Origin of the sequence: Paenibacillus aurantius (assembly GCF_032268605.1) — a bacterium.
Taxonomy (GTDB): domain Bacteria; phylum Bacillota; class Bacilli; order Paenibacillales; family NBRC-103111; genus Paenibacillus_AO; species Paenibacillus_AO aurantius.
The window spans coordinates 3,314,959-3,331,096 of record NZ_CP130318.1 but is presented as its reverse complement, the minus strand read 5'-3'; the positions used below and the strand labels follow the sequence as shown (position 1 = coordinate 3,331,096).

Annotated in this window: 12 protein-coding genes; all 12 read left to right on the top strand. The window is 56.8% G+C overall.

What is annotated here, in order from left to right:
* Window positions 1-11 precede the first annotated feature (11 nt).
* The 12 genes from MJA45_RS14925 to MJA45_RS14870 all read left to right on the top strand — a co-directional run bounded on the left by MJA45_RS14925 (window position 12) and on the right by MJA45_RS14870 (window position 16,093).
* The gene (locus MJA45_RS14925) at window positions 12-965 is read left to right on the top strand and encodes a carbohydrate ABC transporter permease (RefSeq protein WP_315602711.1); all 954 of its coding nucleotides are present in this window, start codon (window positions 12-14) and stop codon (window positions 963-965) included.
* 32 nt (window positions 966-997) lie between these two features.
* On the top strand, window positions 998-2,431 hold the full coding sequence (locus tag MJA45_RS14920; protein ID WP_315602710.1) for a DUF5060 domain-containing protein: 1,434 nt from the start codon (window positions 998-1,000) through the stop codon (window positions 2,429-2,431).
* An 11-nt stretch (window positions 2,432-2,442) separates the two neighbouring features.
* Window positions 2,443-3,930, top strand: a complete 1,488-nt coding sequence (locus MJA45_RS14915; RefSeq protein WP_315602709.1) for a DUF5605 domain-containing protein — start codon at window positions 2,443-2,445, stop codon at window positions 3,928-3,930.
* Entirely contained in the window at window positions 3,920-6,043 is a 2,124-nt protein-coding gene (locus tag MJA45_RS14910) for a glycoside hydrolase family protein (RefSeq protein WP_315602708.1), read from the top strand. Before MJA45_RS14915 ends, MJA45_RS14910 begins: the two co-directional genes overlap by 11 nt.
* Window positions 6,018-7,310, top strand: a complete 1,293-nt coding sequence (locus MJA45_RS14905) for a four-carbon acid sugar kinase family protein (RefSeq protein WP_315602707.1) — start codon at window positions 6,018-6,020, stop codon at window positions 7,308-7,310. The genes MJA45_RS14910 and MJA45_RS14905 overlap by 26 nt, the downstream gene beginning before the upstream one ends.
* A complete protein-coding gene (pdxA, locus tag MJA45_RS14900) occupies window positions 7,307-8,335 on the top strand; it encodes a 4-hydroxythreonine-4-phosphate dehydrogenase PdxA (protein ID WP_315602706.1) in 1,029 nt (342 codons plus the stop codon). Before MJA45_RS14905 ends, pdxA begins: the two co-directional genes overlap by 4 nt.
* Window positions 8,329-9,228: a 4-hydroxy-tetrahydrodipicolinate synthase gene (dapA, locus tag MJA45_RS14895; RefSeq protein ID WP_315602705.1), complete on the top strand. Its 900-nt coding sequence runs from the start codon at window positions 8,329-8,331 to the stop codon at window positions 9,226-9,228. Before pdxA ends, dapA begins: the two co-directional genes overlap by 7 nt.
* Entirely contained in the window at window positions 9,225-10,412 is a 1,188-nt protein-coding gene (locus MJA45_RS14890; protein WP_315602704.1) for an iron-containing alcohol dehydrogenase, read from the top strand. Before dapA ends, MJA45_RS14890 begins: the two co-directional genes overlap by 4 nt.
* A gap of 16 nt (window positions 10,413-10,428) precedes the next feature.
* Window positions 10,429-11,367 carry a pectinesterase family protein gene (locus MJA45_RS14885; protein ID WP_315602703.1) on the top strand — a complete coding sequence of 313 codons (939 nt, stop codon included), beginning with the start codon at window positions 10,429-10,431 and terminating at the stop codon, window positions 11,365-11,367.
* Between the two features lie 286 nt (window positions 11,368-11,653).
* Window positions 11,654-13,885 carry a helix-turn-helix domain-containing protein gene (locus tag MJA45_RS14880; protein WP_315602702.1) on the top strand — a complete coding sequence of 744 codons (2,232 nt, stop codon included), beginning with the start codon at window positions 11,654-11,656 and terminating at the stop codon, window positions 13,883-13,885.
* 290 nt (window positions 13,886-14,175) lie between these two features.
* On the top strand, window positions 14,176-15,165 hold the full coding sequence (locus tag MJA45_RS14875) for an ABC transporter permease (protein ID WP_315602701.1): 990 nt from the start codon (window positions 14,176-14,178) through the stop codon (window positions 15,163-15,165).
* Window positions 15,166-15,193: 28 nt separating this feature from the next.
* Window positions 15,194-16,093: a carbohydrate ABC transporter permease gene (locus MJA45_RS14870; RefSeq protein WP_315602700.1), complete on the top strand. Its 900-nt coding sequence runs from the start codon at window positions 15,194-15,196 to the stop codon at window positions 16,091-16,093.
* Window positions 16,094-16,138 lie beyond the last annotated feature (45 nt).

Sequence of the window (16,138 nt, the reverse complement as noted above, 5' to 3'; positions counted from 1 at the left end):
GGGGGAGTAGTATGGGGAAGGTCATTAACGCGCTTCGGAATAAACCCATCCGGCCTATGCTGATGGGAACAGGAGAAAGAATCCGGCTGATTCTCTTCGGGAAGGAGGCTGACAAAGGCCTGCTTTTCCGGTTGTTCTTGTATGTCATTCTGATCGAAACCGCCTATCTGTATCTTAATCCGATTCTGTATATGGTGACGACCATGGTGAAGGGGCTGCAGGACCTGCTGGATCCTTCCGTAAACTGGATCCCCCGGTCGCTTTACTGGGGGCATCTGAGCAAGGCGTGGACCCTGCTTCGATATCCGGTTTCCTTCAGCGTGAGCTTCGGGCTTTCGATCGTAGCATCCCTTTTTCAGCTGGTGGCCTGCGCCATGGCGGGCTATGCCTTTGCCCGGGTGGCGTTCCCCTTCAAGCGGTTCTGGTTCGCCTGCCTGATCTTCACCTTTGTGATCCCGCCGCAGGTAACGGTTCTACCGCTGATTCTCATGTACCGGGAAGTCGGCTGGGTCGATACCTACTATCCGATGATCGTGCCCGCTTTGTTCGGTCACGGACTGAAGGGAGCCCTCTACGTCATCATCTATCGCCAATTTTTCTCCATTCTGCCGAAGGAGCTGGAGGAAGCGGCCAAGATCGACGGGGCAAGCCTCTATCGGGTATTCTTCAAGGTCATGCTTCCGATCGCCACGCCGGCGATTGTGGTCGTGTTCCTGTTTTCCTTCGTTTGGAACTGGAATGACAGTTATTATCCCATGATGTTCTTGTTTAAGATGCAGGATGTTCCCTTGTCCATTGCGCTCACCAAAGCGACGGCGGACCTCAGCACGGAGGAAGGACAGCTCTTTGCCAAATCCCTCGATATGGCGAAGTCGTTCCTCGCGGTCATGCCTCCTCTCATCCTTTATCTCTTCTCACAGCGATGGTTTGTGGAGGGCGTGGAGCGTACGGGACTGGTGGAATAAAGACCGAAAGGATAGGGAGAGGGTAGAGAAAGATGACAAAACTCGGGAGTATCGAGCAAGTAGAGCGTTGGGACATTTTCGAGCTGACCCTGGACGGCCCGTCAGACGGGAACCCGTATGAAGAGGTGTTCCTTGCAGCGCGTTTTCAATACCGGAATGACAAGATGGAAATCGAAGGGTTCTACGATGGAGAGGGATCCTACCGGATCCGATTTATGCCGGACCGGGAAGGAATCTGGCGTTACGAAACGATAAGCAATGTCCCGGAACTGAACGGCATTACCGGACAATGGGAATGCACGACCCCTCAGCCGGGAAACCACGGACCGGTTAAGGTGCATAACGGTTACTATTTCGCTTACGAGGATGGAACCCGCTATATGCCGTTTGGCACCACGTGCTACCACTGGACCCATACAGGGGATGAAGGCCATGAGGAGATGACCTTGAAGGAGCTCGCCCAGTCGCCCTTTAACAAAATGCGCATGTGCCTGCTTCCGACCCGGGATATGCGCCCGCCTATGGTGGCTTTCAGCGGAACCTCCCCGGAGGACGCGGATACGTCCCGCTTCAATCCCGCCTTCTTCCAGCATCTGGAGAAACGGATTCTGGATCTAAGGAACCTCGGGGTGGAGGCGGATCTGATCTTGTTTCATCCCTACGACAAGCAAGGGGGATGGGGCTTCAACAGCCTGACACGGGAGCAGGATTTCCACTTTCTGCGCTATGTGATCGCGAGGCTGGCCGCCTTCCGGAATGTCTGGTGGTCGCTGTCCAATGAATATGATTTCAACAAGGCCAAAACGGTGGAGGATTGGGACCGCCTGCTGCAGTACGTCCAGAAGAAGGATCCCTATCAGCGGCTGCGTTCCATTCACAACGGGACGAAAATGTATGAGCGCTCTTCCCTTTTTGACTTTGGCAAATCGTGGCTGACCCATCAGAGCATTCAGCATTGGGATGCGGAGCTGACCACCGCATGGAGGGAAGCGGTCCGCAAGCCGATTACGATTGACGAAATTTCCTATGAGGGCAACATTTCCAGAAGATGGGGGAACATCACCGGGTTGGAATTGGTCAGCCGCTACTGGGAGGGGTTCACGAGAGGCGGCTTCGTCGCTCACGGGGAATCGTTCGAGAATACACCGACCCGCGCCTGGATATCGAGCGGGGGCAAGCTCTACGGGGAAAGCCCGGAGCGCATCCGGTTCCTGCGAACCATCATGGAAGAAGGCCCCGAGGATTGGATACAAAAAAGAAGGGAAGGGGAATATGCCCTGATCTATTTGGGGAAATACCGTCCTTCCTATTATGAGCTTGACTTAAAGCCGGACCGGCATTACCGGGTAGAACTTATAGACATTTGGGAAATGTCCATTCAACCCCTGGAAGGAACCTTCACAGGGACATCTCGTATTGATCTGCCCTCGAAGCCTTATAAGGCGCTTCGGGTGCAGGCGGTTTGAAGGAGGGGCGTATGAATTCGTTTACGGATCGTGTAGAGCGTTGGGGACTATTTGAATGGAAGCTCGAAGGGACAGAATCGGATAATCCTTCCGGAGAGGTCAGGGTCCGCGCCGAATTCCGGAAGGGCAGCCGCTATTTTGAAACGGAAGGTTTCGATGACGGGAAGGGCTGTTACGTTATCCGGTTTATGCCGGATGAAGAAGGAGTGTGGAGTGTTCGGACGGTGAGCGAGCAAGCTTCCTTTCATGGGCTTGCCGGGGAATTTCAATGTCTACCTGCATCGGACGGCAATCATGGGCCTGTTCGTGCAGCCGGACTGCATTTTACTTATGCCGACGGCACACCATTCCTACCGTTTGGAACGACGTCGCTTGCCTGGCATGTGCAGGAAGAGCGGTATGTCGAGCAGACGCTCCAAACACTGGCGGGCGCGCCTTTTAACAAGATCCGCATGAGTCTGCTTCCCCCGAGAGAAGCGGTTACGGGACAGGAAAGCATCCCTTTCGCCCTGCGCGAGAATGGATCCGCTGATCCGGAGCGGTTGAATCTCGCATATTTTGCCAGACTGGAAAAAGCGCTGACGGCCCTGCTGCGTCTCGGCGTTGAGGCGGAGCTGATCCTCTTTCCGGCGATTTCGGGAGAATGGGGTCTGGAAGCCATGACCCTGGAAGAGAAGAACCGATATGTCCGCTATGTGGTGGCGCGGCTTGCTGCTTACCGCCATGTGTGGTGGACGCTGGAGGAGATCGACAGCCGGAGTTATCCCGCCGGACAGGAGGATCGCGAGGTGCTGCTGCGGACCTTGCGGGAATGCGATTACGCGGGTCACTTGCTCACGGTTAACGGACGGGTGGACGGGTATGATTGGGGGCGGCCGTCGATCACCCATATCAGTCTCCGCCATGAGGATGTCAAGGTGGCATCGGAATTCACGCAAAATTACGGGAAGCCGGTTGTTGTCGACGTCTGCGGATGGGAAGGAGACGGCGCGAGCCGCTGGAACAGCTTAACGGCCGAGGAAATGGTGTACCGGCTCTGGGAGGGCCTGGCTCGAGGCGGCTATGCCTCACATGGGGAATTCCTCCTGCAGCCTGGGCAGCTCCGCTGGTCCGTTCACGGGGGAACGCTTCTTGGAGAAGCTCCGGCCCGGCTCGCTTTCCTAAAGGGATTGTTACAAGACGCGCCAAGCGGGTTGACGTACAGCCGGGAACGGCATGATGCCTCTACCCTCGAACGTAAAGGAGAATATTATCTTCAATATTTCGGGCCTCATCGCTTTTCCTCTCGTACCTTTGCGATGCCGGAAGGAAGGTACGGGGCCGAATTGATTGATACCTGGAACATGACCATAGAGCCGCTGGAGTCCGCTTACGAGCACCGGTTTCAAATTGTGCTGCCGGGAGAGCTGTTCCATGCGCTCCGCCTTCAGAGGACGGGAGAAGCCCAAACGGAAGCACCGGTGGAAACCGGGGAGGAGGTAGAGGAGAATGACGACTAAAGGCATTGGCTGCCGGCTGCAGAGCGAGACGTCGAACCGGGTTATCGAGGTTACGGAACGCGGAGGGAAAATCGGATTGCGGTTAGGGCTCGCCGATCAGCCCGGCTCCTTCTGTGAAGGAACGCTGTCCTCCATCCTTAAGTTTTCCACGGGAAGGCCCTGGCGGGCCGACCGGATGGCCATCCGGGAGCAGAAGGCGGAGCAGCTGGAGAAGGGGATTCTGCTCTCCATTCAGGGAGATTCCGTAAACGTAAGGATAGAGGTTACCTTTGATACGGAGGGGTTCCTCCGGATGGAAACCGCTTGGACAAATACGTCCGGCCGGATACTGGCGGATGCTTCCGTCGGGTTGGAGTGGGAGCTTGCCCCCCATGATAAAGAGATGGTCACCATTCCTCATATGATCTACAACAACAACCCGTCTGCCGACCCCGACCGGTTGGTCCCGCATTTAGGCGTCGGAGAGGGGAAAGGGCTTCTGTGCGAGGAGCACCGCCTCCCCATTCCTTGCGTGAATGTGGAATGGCAGGAAGGGCAGGGGCACCTGTTTTTGTCCTTTTTCTCCCTTCCGTCCTATGTGGAAACCGCTGACGGTGTCGTGCATTACGGCTCTCTCGGAGCTTACCAGCGTAACGGGCAGACCACGATTGCCGCAATGAGCGGAGTGCTCATGTTTAACGGCGAGAAGGATATCGTCTATGTCAGCAAAAGCTTGACCGCGCCTTACGAGGGAGGGTACCTGGATTTCGAGCCTGGCTTCACCTTGTCCAAAACCTACGTTATGGAATGGGGACCGCTGGACAACCCGGGCCGCGGCTTTGTGGAGGTCGTGAGAAGCGCCATAGCGCTTTATAACCCTCAAGGAGCGGAGCCTCATACGCTGGACGAAATCATCCGGCTCAAAACGGCTGCCCTCGATGACCGCTGGAGGGAATCGGAGAAGGGGGCGGGCTACGTTAAGTTTTCCGACTCCAACTCCTTCGGTTTGGTTTCTAAGCATGGGCTCCATTATATGTATGGCTGGACGGGGCAATGCTTGAAGCTGGCCTGGTGCGACGCCGTTCTGGGATTGGATGGGGAAGAGGAATCACGGGTCAAGCGGTGTGAAAAAGCCGTTGATTTCTATATCCGCCAAAGCATCACGAAGGTTCCCGGCCTGCGCAACGGAGCTTACTTCCTGAAGGACGGCCGCTGGGATAACTTCAACTGGCAGGAAGAGCCGGTCGTTTCCACCCGGGCATACGGGGAAACGGTAAGCGACTTGGCCGACATCATCCTCTTATTCCGGAGCCGGGGGAGGGAGGTGCCTTCCGGTTGGGAGCCAGCCTTAATCGAGGCGGCGGATTTCTTCCTGGGAAGCGTGCTGCCATCCGGGATCTTCCCGGCCGCCTGGCGGATGGATGGAAGCGCAGCGGATGACCGGATTACGGCCGCAGGAATTCCTTGCGCATTTGCGCTTCTAAAAGCTTATCAGGTAACCGGAAAAGAAGAATATAAGAGCTGTGCATTTACCTGCATGGAGCAGTATTACGAGCTTCATGCCCGTACCTTCGAGCGCCCGTTTGCCCGGTCCACCCTGGATGCGAAATGCGAGGACAAGGAAGCGGGAATGTTCTTCTTTCTCGCTGCTTACGAGCTGTTCCGGATGACCGGGGACGCCCGGTACAAGGAATGGGCGGAGCTGGCCGCGGATTGGCAGCTGACCTATGTCTACCTGTGGAACCCGGTTTACGACCGGGGCACGGCTTTTCGGGAAGCCGGGTTCCAGGCGACCGGCTGGCCGGGTGTCAGTGTTCAGAACCATCATGTGGATGTATTCTTTCCAACCTATGAACTTTATCAATTCGGGGTGGAAACCGGTCAGGAAACCTACCGGCGCCTCGCTCAGATGATATTCCTCGCTCTTGGGCAGGGCATCTGCACCGCCCCGGGAGAATGGGGTTTTACGGTGGTAGGCGAGCAGGCCGAAGGATTCTTTCCCTCCAACTTTCAGGGAAGGGGAAGAAGCAACACCTGGAATCCGTCTTGGGTCATCTCCGAGGTTCTGCATCACGCGCTCCGCTTCCGATTGGAGAGGGGGGAGGAAGATGCTGGCCGTTCTGCTGGCGGATGATCTGACCGGAGCGGCCGACACGGCCGCGGCCTTCCTCGGAGCGGGACGAAAGGTGTCGGTCTCCCTGTTCGAGCCCGGCGGGGGCCTGACCCCACCCTCCTGCGACGTGTGGGCCATAGACGTGTCCTCCCGCGGCTGCTCCGCCGAAGAGGCTTACCGGCGAACCCTCGAAGCCGTTACGGGCTTGCCTGACGGGGGGATCCCCATCCTCTACAAGAAGCTCGATTCCGCGCTTCGGGGAAACCCGGGAAGCGAGTGCGAGGCGATCCTCGAAGTGACCGGGGCAGAGCTTTGTATTGTGGCGCCGGCCGTGCCGAGGCTTCGGCGTACGACAAGCAGCGGAGTTCAAATGATCGACGGGATTCCGGTTCATGAGACCGAAATGGGCCGGGATCCGATGAATTCCGTCCTAAGCTCGGAGGTGGCGGCCACACTTGCCCAACCGGCCCGTTATCCGGACGGGCATGTCGCCGCCTCCTCCGATCCGGCCGAAACGGCTGCAGCCCTTCGCCTGCTGGCGAGTCAGGGCAAGCGATATGCATTCTGTGATGCCTTGACAGATGAGCATCTGGATAATCTTGTGTCGGCCGGGGAGCAAAGCGGGCTGCACCTCGTCTGGGCGGGGGCCGCCGGACTCGCCCAAGCTCTGGCCAGGGGCTTATACCGGAGAGCTCCGCAAGAGGAACAGCCGGAGCCTGCCGCATTCCTTGGAGAGAACGGGGCGGAGGAAGGAAACATCTGGTTCATAAGCGGGAGCCAGACGGCCGTTACGGCCGTTCAGCTTTCCAAGCTGGAAGATCTCTGCGTAAGCGGCCGGTACTTTACAGGGCAGGAGCTTATGGAAACGGACGGGGAAGATGCTGACGTGCTCTCCTCTGAACCCTTGGAAGGTGATGCGGTTCTTGCCATGGGGAAGCAAGAGGGTGCGGCGCAGTGGCTGCAGGAAAAAGCGGCCCAGAGGGGAATGACCTTGAGCCTCGCCAGCGAAATGCTTCTAAGGAACTTGGCGAAGGAGGCGGGAGCTCTTCTGTCCGCTTCCCCTCGGGTGACCCGGCTGGTGCTGAACGGAGGGGAAACGGCAAGGGCGGTGATGAAGGAGCTCGGCATCTCGGTCTTTTCCTTGCACCGGGAGTGGGAGCCCGGCATCATCGAGGCAAGCTGCGACGGTCCAAGACCGTTTAAGCTCGTGACCAAATCGGGCGCCTTCGGAGATGAAGAAGCGTTAGTGAGGATCTGGAAGGCCCACAGGAGAGGAGTCGGGAAATGAGCGGAATGCTGCCGACCATCGGGATTACGATGGGGGACCCGGCCGGAATCGGTCCGGAGATTATTGCCAAAGCGTTATCGCGCCCGGACGTGTATGAATGGTGCCGGCCGGTTGTATTCGGGGAACGGAGAACGATGGAGAGGGCTTTGTCCCTGCTGTCCCTTCCGAGCAAAATCGTGGAGGCGGTGGGGCCTGATGCGGCTCTTGTTGAACCCTCCGCCAACGTGCTTGCTCTGGTGGACATAAGTTTTCCGTCAAGTCCCCCCGCATTCGGTGAACTTTCCCCCGAGGCGGGCGATGCGGCTTATCGTTATGTGAAGGAAGCGGTTCAGTACGGAATGGCAGGAAGGATTGACGCTATTTGCACCGCTCCCCTTAACAAAGAAGCTATGCATTTGGGCGGCCACCGCTACCCGGGGCATACCGAATTGCTCGCGGAGCTGATGGGAGTGACGGAATACGCCATGATGCTGGCTGCTCCCCGGCTAAGGGTTATCCATGCAACAACGCATATAGGGCTTGTGGAGGCCATTGCATCCCTTACCCCTGCCCGGGTATTGAGGGTCATCCGGCTTGCCCATGATCTCTTGAAGAACGGAGGGATGGACAACCCGCGGATCGCCGTTTGCGGAATCAACCCGCATGCGGGGGAGAACGGCTTGTTCGGACAGGGAGAGGAAGAGGCCAAGATCGTCCCTGCCGTGCAGGAAGCGGCCGCAGCGGGAATCGAGGTGACGGGTCCTTATCCAGCCGATACGCTGTTCTACCGGGCGGTCAAAGGGGATTTTGACGTGGTGGTGGCCATGTACCATGACCAAGGGCATATTCCGGTGAAGGTGCTGGGGCTGGAGCAGGGAGTTAACATTTCGGTCGGCATGCCGCTGGTTCGCACAAGCGTGGATCACGGGACGGCCTTTGATATCGCGGGAACGGGGAAGGCGGACGAATCCAGCCTGCTCGAGGCCATTCGCCAAGCGGCTCTTCTAACCCGGACCCCTAAGGAAAGGAGGGAGGCTTCATGCTGAAGCCGGAAGGAATCATCCCGGCCATGGTGACCCCTTTTACCGAGGACGGGAGCTTAAACGAACCGGCGGTACGCCGGTTGATCGAACACCTGCTGAAGGCCGGAGTTCACGGTATTTTCGTGCTGGGCACGAACGGGGAATTTTTCTCCATGACGGAAGAAGAGAAGGTCGAGCTTGTCCGGATCGCAGCCGATGCCATCGGAGGCCGCGTCCCCCTGTATGCCGGAGCCGGTACGATAACGACCGCGGGAACGGCCCGGCTGGCCCGGAAGCTGGAAGAGGCGGGAGCCGACGCCCTCTCGGTCATTACTCCTTATTTCGTACCGGTTACCCAGGCGGAAATGAAGAGGCATTACGAAGCGGTGGCCGCATCGGTGGAGCTCCCGATCCTGCTGTACAACATTCCGTCGAGAACCGGCGTTACGCTTGAGGTGGAGACGGTGGCAGCGTTAGCCGAGCTTCCTAACGTCGTTGGAATTAAAGATTCCAGCGGGAATTTCGAATATGTGCTGCAGCTCATCCATAGAACCGGCCCCTGGTTCGCCGTCATGGCCGGCACGGATTCCCTCATTCTCTCCACTCTTCTTGCCGGCGGCACCGGGGCGGTAGCGGCATCTGCTAACGCTGCCCCCCATACGGTAGTATCGCTTTATGACCAATGGCGTTCGGGGAACTTGGAAGAGGCCCGGCTGCGCCAGCAGGAGCTGGGACCTATCCGCAAGCTTATGCAGATGGGTACGCTTCCCAGCGCATTGAAGGAAATGGTGACACAGCTGGGGATCGAAGTCGGCCCTCCCCGACTGCCGGTTCAGCCGGTCAGCCCGGAGATCCGTCAACGGATCAAGGAAGGCCTTAAGGCTGCCGGTCTAGGGAAGGAGAGCACCCCCTCATGACGGCCGTCTTTCAAACAGCCGGAACCCTACTGGCGGGGCATGGCTCCTTTCAGTCGATCGCCGGACGGCTCGCCGCCTGGGACAATAAGCCCCAAAGAGTCCTTGTCGTGACCAGCCCTAGCTTAGCGGCCGCCGGCTGGGCCAAAACTCTTCAGAACGGGCTGAGCGTGGAGGGGATCGCGTCGGATTGCTTGACGATCCATCTTAAGGAACCGACGGCTGAGCAGATCGAAGATCTTAACCGACGCGTGGAGCGGGAGCCGTTCGATGCGTATGTGGGAGTAGGCGGAGGAAGCATTCTCGACGCGGTTAAGCTGCTTTCGGTCCGACGCACGAATTTCCAGCCGGTCGAAGCCATGCTCGGCGTCGGCAAGGTGATCCGGGAGGGGCTCCCGACCGTTCTGGTCCCCACAACGGCTGGGACGGGGGCGGAGGTTACGCCGAATGCCATCGTCACCCTGCCGGACCAGGAGCTGAAGGTGGGGGTCGTCAGCGACCGTCTGTATCCCCGGCTCGCGGTACTGGATCCGGAGCTGACCTTATCGCTGCCCCAAGAGGCAACCGCGGCGACCGGGATGGATGCCTTCACCCATGCCCTGGAATCGTACCTGGGCAAGAAGGCGAACCCAATCAGTGATATGTATGCGTTGGAATCCATCCGCCTCATCAGCGGAAGCCTTGTGCGCTCCTATGAGGATGGGCAATCGCTTTCCGCCAGGAGCGACATGCTGTATGGGTCCGCTTTTGGCGGAATGGCTCTGGCTGCCGCCGGTACCGCTGCGATTCATGCCATGGCTTACCCGCTTGGCGGGAGGTTCGGCATCACCCACGGCACGGCCAACGCTATGCTGCTTCCGCATGTACTGGAGGCGCAGCTTGACGAGGTGCGCGGCCGGCTGGAAGCGGCCGCCGCCGCCATGCGCCAAGGGCTCTCGGGCGCCGGGGAGGACGGCATCCCCATTCAGCCGGGTGCGGACTGGGCACTGGAGCAAATGGCCGATTGGGTGAAGCGTCTCCGCATTCCCCAAGACCTCACCGCCTGGGGCGTGAAGGCCGCCGATCTTCCGGATTTGGCGGAAGCCGCATCCAAGGTGACCCGGCTTATGGCCAATAACCCCAAAGCTTTTACGGTCGGGGAGCTGGAACAAATTTATCGCAGGCTTATGCCCGCTAAGAATGCTTAAGGAGGGGGGAAATGAAATGAAGGTCATCTGGGTGGATCATAAAGGAAGAGGGGATTACCGTACCGTCACGGAAGCGGTGGCGGCGGTTCCCGACCATTCCGGGGAAAGAACCGTGATCCGGATCCGGGATGGGGAATATTTTGAGAAAATCAGGATCCCGGCCAGCAAAACCAATCTTAGCCTGATCGGAGAAAGCCAGGAAGGGACCGTGCTGGTCTATGACGATTCCGTATCCAAAAGGCATCCCGACGGAAGCAAGATGACGGTGTACGAAAGCGCAAGCACGTCGGTTTTGGCTGCCGACTTCTACGCCGAGAAACTGACCTTTGCTAACTCGGCAAGCCGGGGAGAACGCCGCGGCCAGGCTCCAGCGCTTCAAGTAGAGGGTGACCGCGCTGTCTTCCACCAGGTCTCCATTTGCGGTCACCAGGATACGCTCTATACCCCGGGTGCCGGAAGACAGTTTTACGAGAACTGTTACATTGAGGGAACCGTTGATTTTATCTTCGGATCGGCCACCGCTTATTTCACCTTTTGTGAGCTTCACAGCATCACCCGTCATAACGGGTATGTGACGGCCGCTTCCACGGGCGAAGACCAAGAGTTTGGTTATGTGATGGCGAACTGCCGGCTCACTTCCTCCGCTCCGAAAGCGACGGTAGCCTTAGGGCGGCCCTGGAGGCCGTACGGCAGCGTCTATTTCATCAATACCTGGATGGACGAGCATATCCGGCCGGAGGGCTGGGACAATTGGAGAGACCCGGAACGGGAGAAAACCGCCCGCTACGCGGAATACGGCAGTTCCGGGCCCGGAGCTTCCCCGTCTACCCGAGTAGGGTGGGCCAAGACGCTTGATGCGGAAGAAGCGGCCCGCCTGACAGCCGAACGGGTGCTGGGCGGGAAGGATGGCTGGCAGCCCGAGAAGGTGAGGGGTCAGGCCGGGATAACCGCCTGACGTAACAAGAGGCCAACCTTAGACGGGCTGGCCTCTTGTTACGTCAGCCTTGGCGGGGCTTAGGAAGAACGCGGAAAGGAACGGGGCAAGGATCGTACACGAACATAGGTTTAATAAACGGAACGGACGTGAACTAAACAAAACCCTTAAATTTTACTAAAATTTTATTGACGGCAAAAAGTTTCCAATGCTACGATACCTCTAAGATATCCAAGCCTGGCCTGGAAAACAGAAAAATCGGTCGTCCAGTCAGCCGGATTGATCCTTCGAAAGGAAGAACTCACTGATGAGGAATTCGTTGCTGCGTTTACTGGAAAAAAGGGGAAAACCATCCGTTTTCGTTAAGTACGTGCTCTCCTACCTGCTTATCCTGCTGATCCCGATTGCCTTCGGAGCGGCGCATTACGAGAGAACCCAGCAAGTGCTGACCGATGACGCCACGGAGTTAAACCTGCAAATTCTTCAGATGAGCCAGGATATCGTCGATCGCCTTTTCCTGGAATCCGATAATGTCGTCTCGGCCCTGGCGGTGGATAATGACGTGATTCGTCTTCTCCAGAGTCCCCAAAAACCGCCCACGCCCGAACAGCTCTATAATTACTCTCTGCTGCGGAACAGCCTGAACCGGTATGTCATTACCAATAAATTGTTCCAGGATATCTTTATCTGGTTTCAAGAGAGCGGCTCCGTGGTCACCTCCCGAACCGCTTACGATCTTACCAATAACAACGTCAGCATAGAGGGGAAGCCGCTTGCGGAATGGCTTCAGGAAGTCTCGTCCACGGACGGGAAGAAACAGGTCTTCAACCTGAATGATGTCAAGCTGGAAGGAAGAGACTATTCCCTGATCGCCTATGTGAGCCCGCTTCCTAACGGGGTGCAAGGCAAGGCAAGGGGGTCCATCGTCGTTTTTATCGATCAGAAGGACATTACCAGCCTTTTTCAGCGCCTTGTTAAGAAAGGGGGATACGCTTACATTGCCGATCGGCAGGGACAGCTGATTGCACCCACCTTGTCACCGGAGCAGCTGAAGGCGGAGGGGAAGCTTCCTGCCTTCTTTGACGGGAAGGCAGGAGCGGCTTTTCAACAGCTGGGGGGGCGGGCCATGCTGGTTTCTCATTCGCGTTCGGTCCAGAACGGGTGGACGTATGTGTCCGCTCTTCCTTCTTCCGTCGTTCTGGCCAAGGCAGAGGCCATCAAACGGACGATTCTGCTCTTCGCGGCCTTGACGCTGGGGGGCGGAGGGCTGGCCGCCTTGTATCTGGCTTATCGAAACAGCAGGCCTTTTGCCGAATTGCTGAGCTCGTGGACCGAGCTGCACTCCCGAATCGAGCATCAGCTGCCTCTCTTAAGGGAAACCGTGACGGAACGTCTTCTGAGGGGCTATTACAAGCAGGAGGAAGAGGCCAAGGAGGCGGTCGCGGAAGCCCGGATCCCGCTGAACGGCGAGGGGTATTTCGCCGCTTCCGTCATCGCTTATAAGGATGAGCTTGCCGCCCCGCTGACTCAAGACCCCCAGGAGCTGAGCTCCTTTCTGACAGATCGGATTGCTTTCCTGTTCGGAGGGATGGACGTCATGATGAATACGGAAGGGAACAAGGCCGATATGATCGTGTCTTTTCCCGAAGCCGATCGGGAACGCCTGCCCGAGTTACTTAGGCAGCGTTGGGAGGAACAGCTGGATCAGCTGCAGGAGAAGAACGGAATGCGGCTGATCGTCGGACTCGGCCGAACGACTTCTCAGCTTCATGAGCTTTGGCGTTCCCACCGCGAAGCGCGCCAGGCGCTGGAATATTATATTCCTTCGGAGCAGGGAGCGGTGATCCGGTACGAAGACAGGGCCACGGATTCCTCTCACTATTACTATCCGCTCGATGTGGAGCTCAAGCTGATTCAAACGGTTAAACACGGGGACCTGGAAGAGCTGGAGCGTATGCTGCAGCATATCCAGGAAGTGAACTATTCGGAAAGGCGGCTGAACGGAGCCACCCGGAGGCAGCTGAATCAGGAGCTTCAGGGGACCCTTGCCAAGCTGCTGGAGCAGATGGAAGCCGGGTCGGAAGCGTTCGCGGAATGGAAAGAGAAGCTTCCCGTTGCCGCCACGGCGGAAGTTGAAACCTTTGACTGGGAAGGCTGGAAGGAATCGCTGCGGCTTCTTTGCAGCCATATTGCCTGCCACAAGAAAGAGAAGCACAACCGGACGGCGGAGGCCATGCTGGAGATGACGGCCCAACAGTTCGCGGACCCGAATTTCAGTCTGGCGGGAATGGCCAGCCATTTTAAATTATCGGAAAGCTTTATCTCGGTGCTCTTCAAGGATTATGCCGGAGAGACGTTCTCGGAGTATTTGGAGCGCTTGCGCTTAACCAGGGCGTGCACCCTATTGAAGGAATCAGACAAAAGCATTATCCAGATCGCCCAGGAGACGGGGTACAACAGCGACAAAACTTTCCGCCGTGCCTTCAAAAGGGTGTACGGGGTTCAGCCGACCGCTTACCGCGAATCGTCCCAGACCTGAAGCCAATACCCGCAAACCCCTTATTTTACTGGGGCGGTAAGCGTTTTCCAAAGAAAAGGGCGTTCTTAAACTGGTGTACCTAACCCCCATAACCGTTGGAGAGGCAAACGGAGGTCCCAATAAATTTATCCGCTCCCTGTAAGGGTTTTCACAGGTTCAGCCAAGTGAAAGTATGCCTCCTAAAGAACTGTTCCTTTACGGGGATCCCACCGAACCTATAGAGTTTGTGGTGAATAAAGCGTTTGCAAAAACTTCGCCAAAACGTCTAGCAAAGGGTGGTGGGAAAACACATGGGCGCCAGTCATCAGTCGCTTCTCGCGGGTGCCTCTATCAAGCGGGCAAAAGCGGGAAACGGACTCTGGTTCAAAATCAAGCAGCAAAAAATTCTGCTGCTGCTTCTCGTGCCGGGTCTGCTTTACTTCTTTCTATTCTCTTATGTACCGATGTACGGAATATTGGTGGCCTTCAAAAAGTTCCGCATGCAGGCGGGACATCCGTTCTGGAGCTCGGTGTTCACGGCACCGTGGGCGGGAGCTTACGGGCTGGATTATTTCAAAGCCTTCATAAACGGCCCGTATTTCTGGATGCTTATGAAGAATACGTTCCTCCTGGGGTTCTATTCGATCCTCTTCGGGTTCCCGATTCCGATTCTGTTTGCCCTTCTTCTTAATGAATTGCGTAACCGCTATTACAAAAGCTTCGTCCAAACGGTGTCGTATCTGCCTTATTTTCTTTCCATTGTGGCGGTGGTGGGCATGATGAAGCTGATGCTCGCCCCGGACACCGGTATCGTCAACGTGCTGCTGGTGAAGCTGGGGTTCGAGCCGATCTACTTCTTCGGCCTGCCGGGATGGTTCCGCACGCTGTTTGTCAGCTCACATATTTGGAAGGACCTCGGGATGGGCGCGGTCATTTATCTGGCGGCCTTGTCCAAGGTAGATGCGGAGCAGTACGAGTCGGCCGTGCTTGACGGAGCGACCCGTCTGCAGCAGATGTGGAATATTACCCTTCCTGCCATTAAGCCCGTGGTGGTCATTACCCTCATTCTCGGGTTGTCCCATGTACTCGGCGTCGGAGCGGAGAAAATTATCCTGATGTACTCGCCGCTCACCTACGATACGGCCGATGTGTTCTCCACCTATGTGTACCGGCAGGGGCTGGTCAACATGGATTTCAGCTTCGGGGCGGCGGTTGACCTGTTCAACTCGGTCATTAACGTCTTCTTCCTGGTCAGCGCCAACTACCTGGCCAAAAAAATAACGGAGGAAAGCCTCTGGTAAGGCCGGCTGGCGGAAAGGAGAGTCCTTTATGGTAAGAGACACATCGGTTGGTTCGCGAATTCTAGATATCGTTATTCACCTAGTCATGATCCTGGTCATCGTCGCGACGCTGTTTCCCGTGCTGAATGTCGTCGCAGTCTCGTTCAGCAGCCCGGAGAACATTGCGAGCGGCCAGGTGGCGCTGCTGCCAAAAGGCTTTAATTTAAGCGCTTATCACACCATTTTGTTCGAGGATGTGCATATTCCCAAATCGTTTCTTAATTCCGTCTTTATTACCTTAATCGGAACCGCGGTCAATGTCTTGATGACAACCATTACGGCCTACGCGCTTTCAAAGAGATATTTGGTGTTCCGGGGTGTGTTCATGACTTATGTCGTGATCCCCATGTTCTTTGGAGGAGGAATCATCCCGCTCTTCCTGGTGGTGAAAACCTTGGGACTGGTCGGTTCGTTCTCATCGCTTATCATTCCCTATCTGATTAGCCCTTGGTGGCTCATCATCATGATTTCCTTCTTCCGCACCTTTCCGATTGAACTGGAGGAGGCGGCCAAAATCGACGGGTGCGGCGACTTGGGCGCTCTCGTGCGGATCGTGCTTCCCCTATCGACCGCCGCCGTGGCGACCATTGCGCTATTCTATGCGGTTTCGTATTGGAACTCTTTCTTTCCCGCTTTGATGTTCCTGAACGACTATGCGAAGTATCCCCTTCAGCTGATTTTGCGGGATATCGTGCTGCAGAATACGCTTGCCGACCAGCTGGCTTCACAAGGAAATGCGGCGCTCGCCAACGATCTCCAAGAAAGCATAACACCGCAAAGCGTTCAGTATGCCACCTTGGTCATCTCCATTGTCCCCATGCTGATCGTGTACCCGTTCATCCAGAAATATTTTGTGAAGGGGATCATGATCGGCTCGCTTAAAGGCTAAGGAAACCAGAATCCGAGGGAAAATTCATGTAAAGAGAGGCGAATG

What these genes read in the sequence shown, in the direction of transcription:
- MJA45_RS14925 (WP_315602711.1), top strand. Translation starts at nt 12, where the DNA reads ATGGGGAAGGTCATTAACGCGCTTCGGAATAAACCCATCCGGCCTATG.
- MJA45_RS14920 (WP_315602710.1), top strand. Translation starts at nt 998, where the DNA reads ATGACAAAACTCGGGAGTATCGAGCAAGTAGAGCGTTGGGACATTTTC.
- MJA45_RS14915 (WP_315602709.1), top strand. Translation starts at nt 2,443, where the DNA reads ATGAATTCGTTTACGGATCGTGTAGAGCGTTGGGGACTATTTGAATGG.
- MJA45_RS14910 (WP_315602708.1), top strand. Translation starts at nt 3,920, where the DNA reads ATGACGACTAAAGGCATTGGCTGCCGGCTGCAGAGCGAGACGTCGAAC.
- MJA45_RS14905 (WP_315602707.1), top strand. Translation starts at nt 6,018, where the DNA reads ATGCTGGCCGTTCTGCTGGCGGATGATCTGACCGGAGCGGCCGACACG.
- pdxA (WP_315602706.1), top strand. Translation starts at nt 7,307, where the DNA reads ATGAGCGGAATGCTGCCGACCATCGGGATTACGATGGGGGACCCGGCC.
- dapA (WP_315602705.1), top strand. Translation starts at nt 8,329, where the DNA reads ATGCTGAAGCCGGAAGGAATCATCCCGGCCATGGTGACCCCTTTTACC.
- MJA45_RS14890 (WP_315602704.1), top strand. Translation starts at nt 9,225, where the DNA reads ATGACGGCCGTCTTTCAAACAGCCGGAACCCTACTGGCGGGGCATGGC.
- MJA45_RS14885 (WP_315602703.1), top strand. Translation starts at nt 10,429, where the DNA reads ATGAAGGTCATCTGGGTGGATCATAAAGGAAGAGGGGATTACCGTACC.
- MJA45_RS14880 (WP_315602702.1), top strand. Translation starts at nt 11,654, where the DNA reads ATGAGGAATTCGTTGCTGCGTTTACTGGAAAAAAGGGGAAAACCATCC.
- MJA45_RS14875 (WP_315602701.1), top strand. Translation starts at nt 14,176, where the DNA reads ATGGGCGCCAGTCATCAGTCGCTTCTCGCGGGTGCCTCTATCAAGCGG.
- MJA45_RS14870 (WP_315602700.1), top strand. Translation starts at nt 15,194, where the DNA reads ATGGTAAGAGACACATCGGTTGGTTCGCGAATTCTAGATATCGTTATT.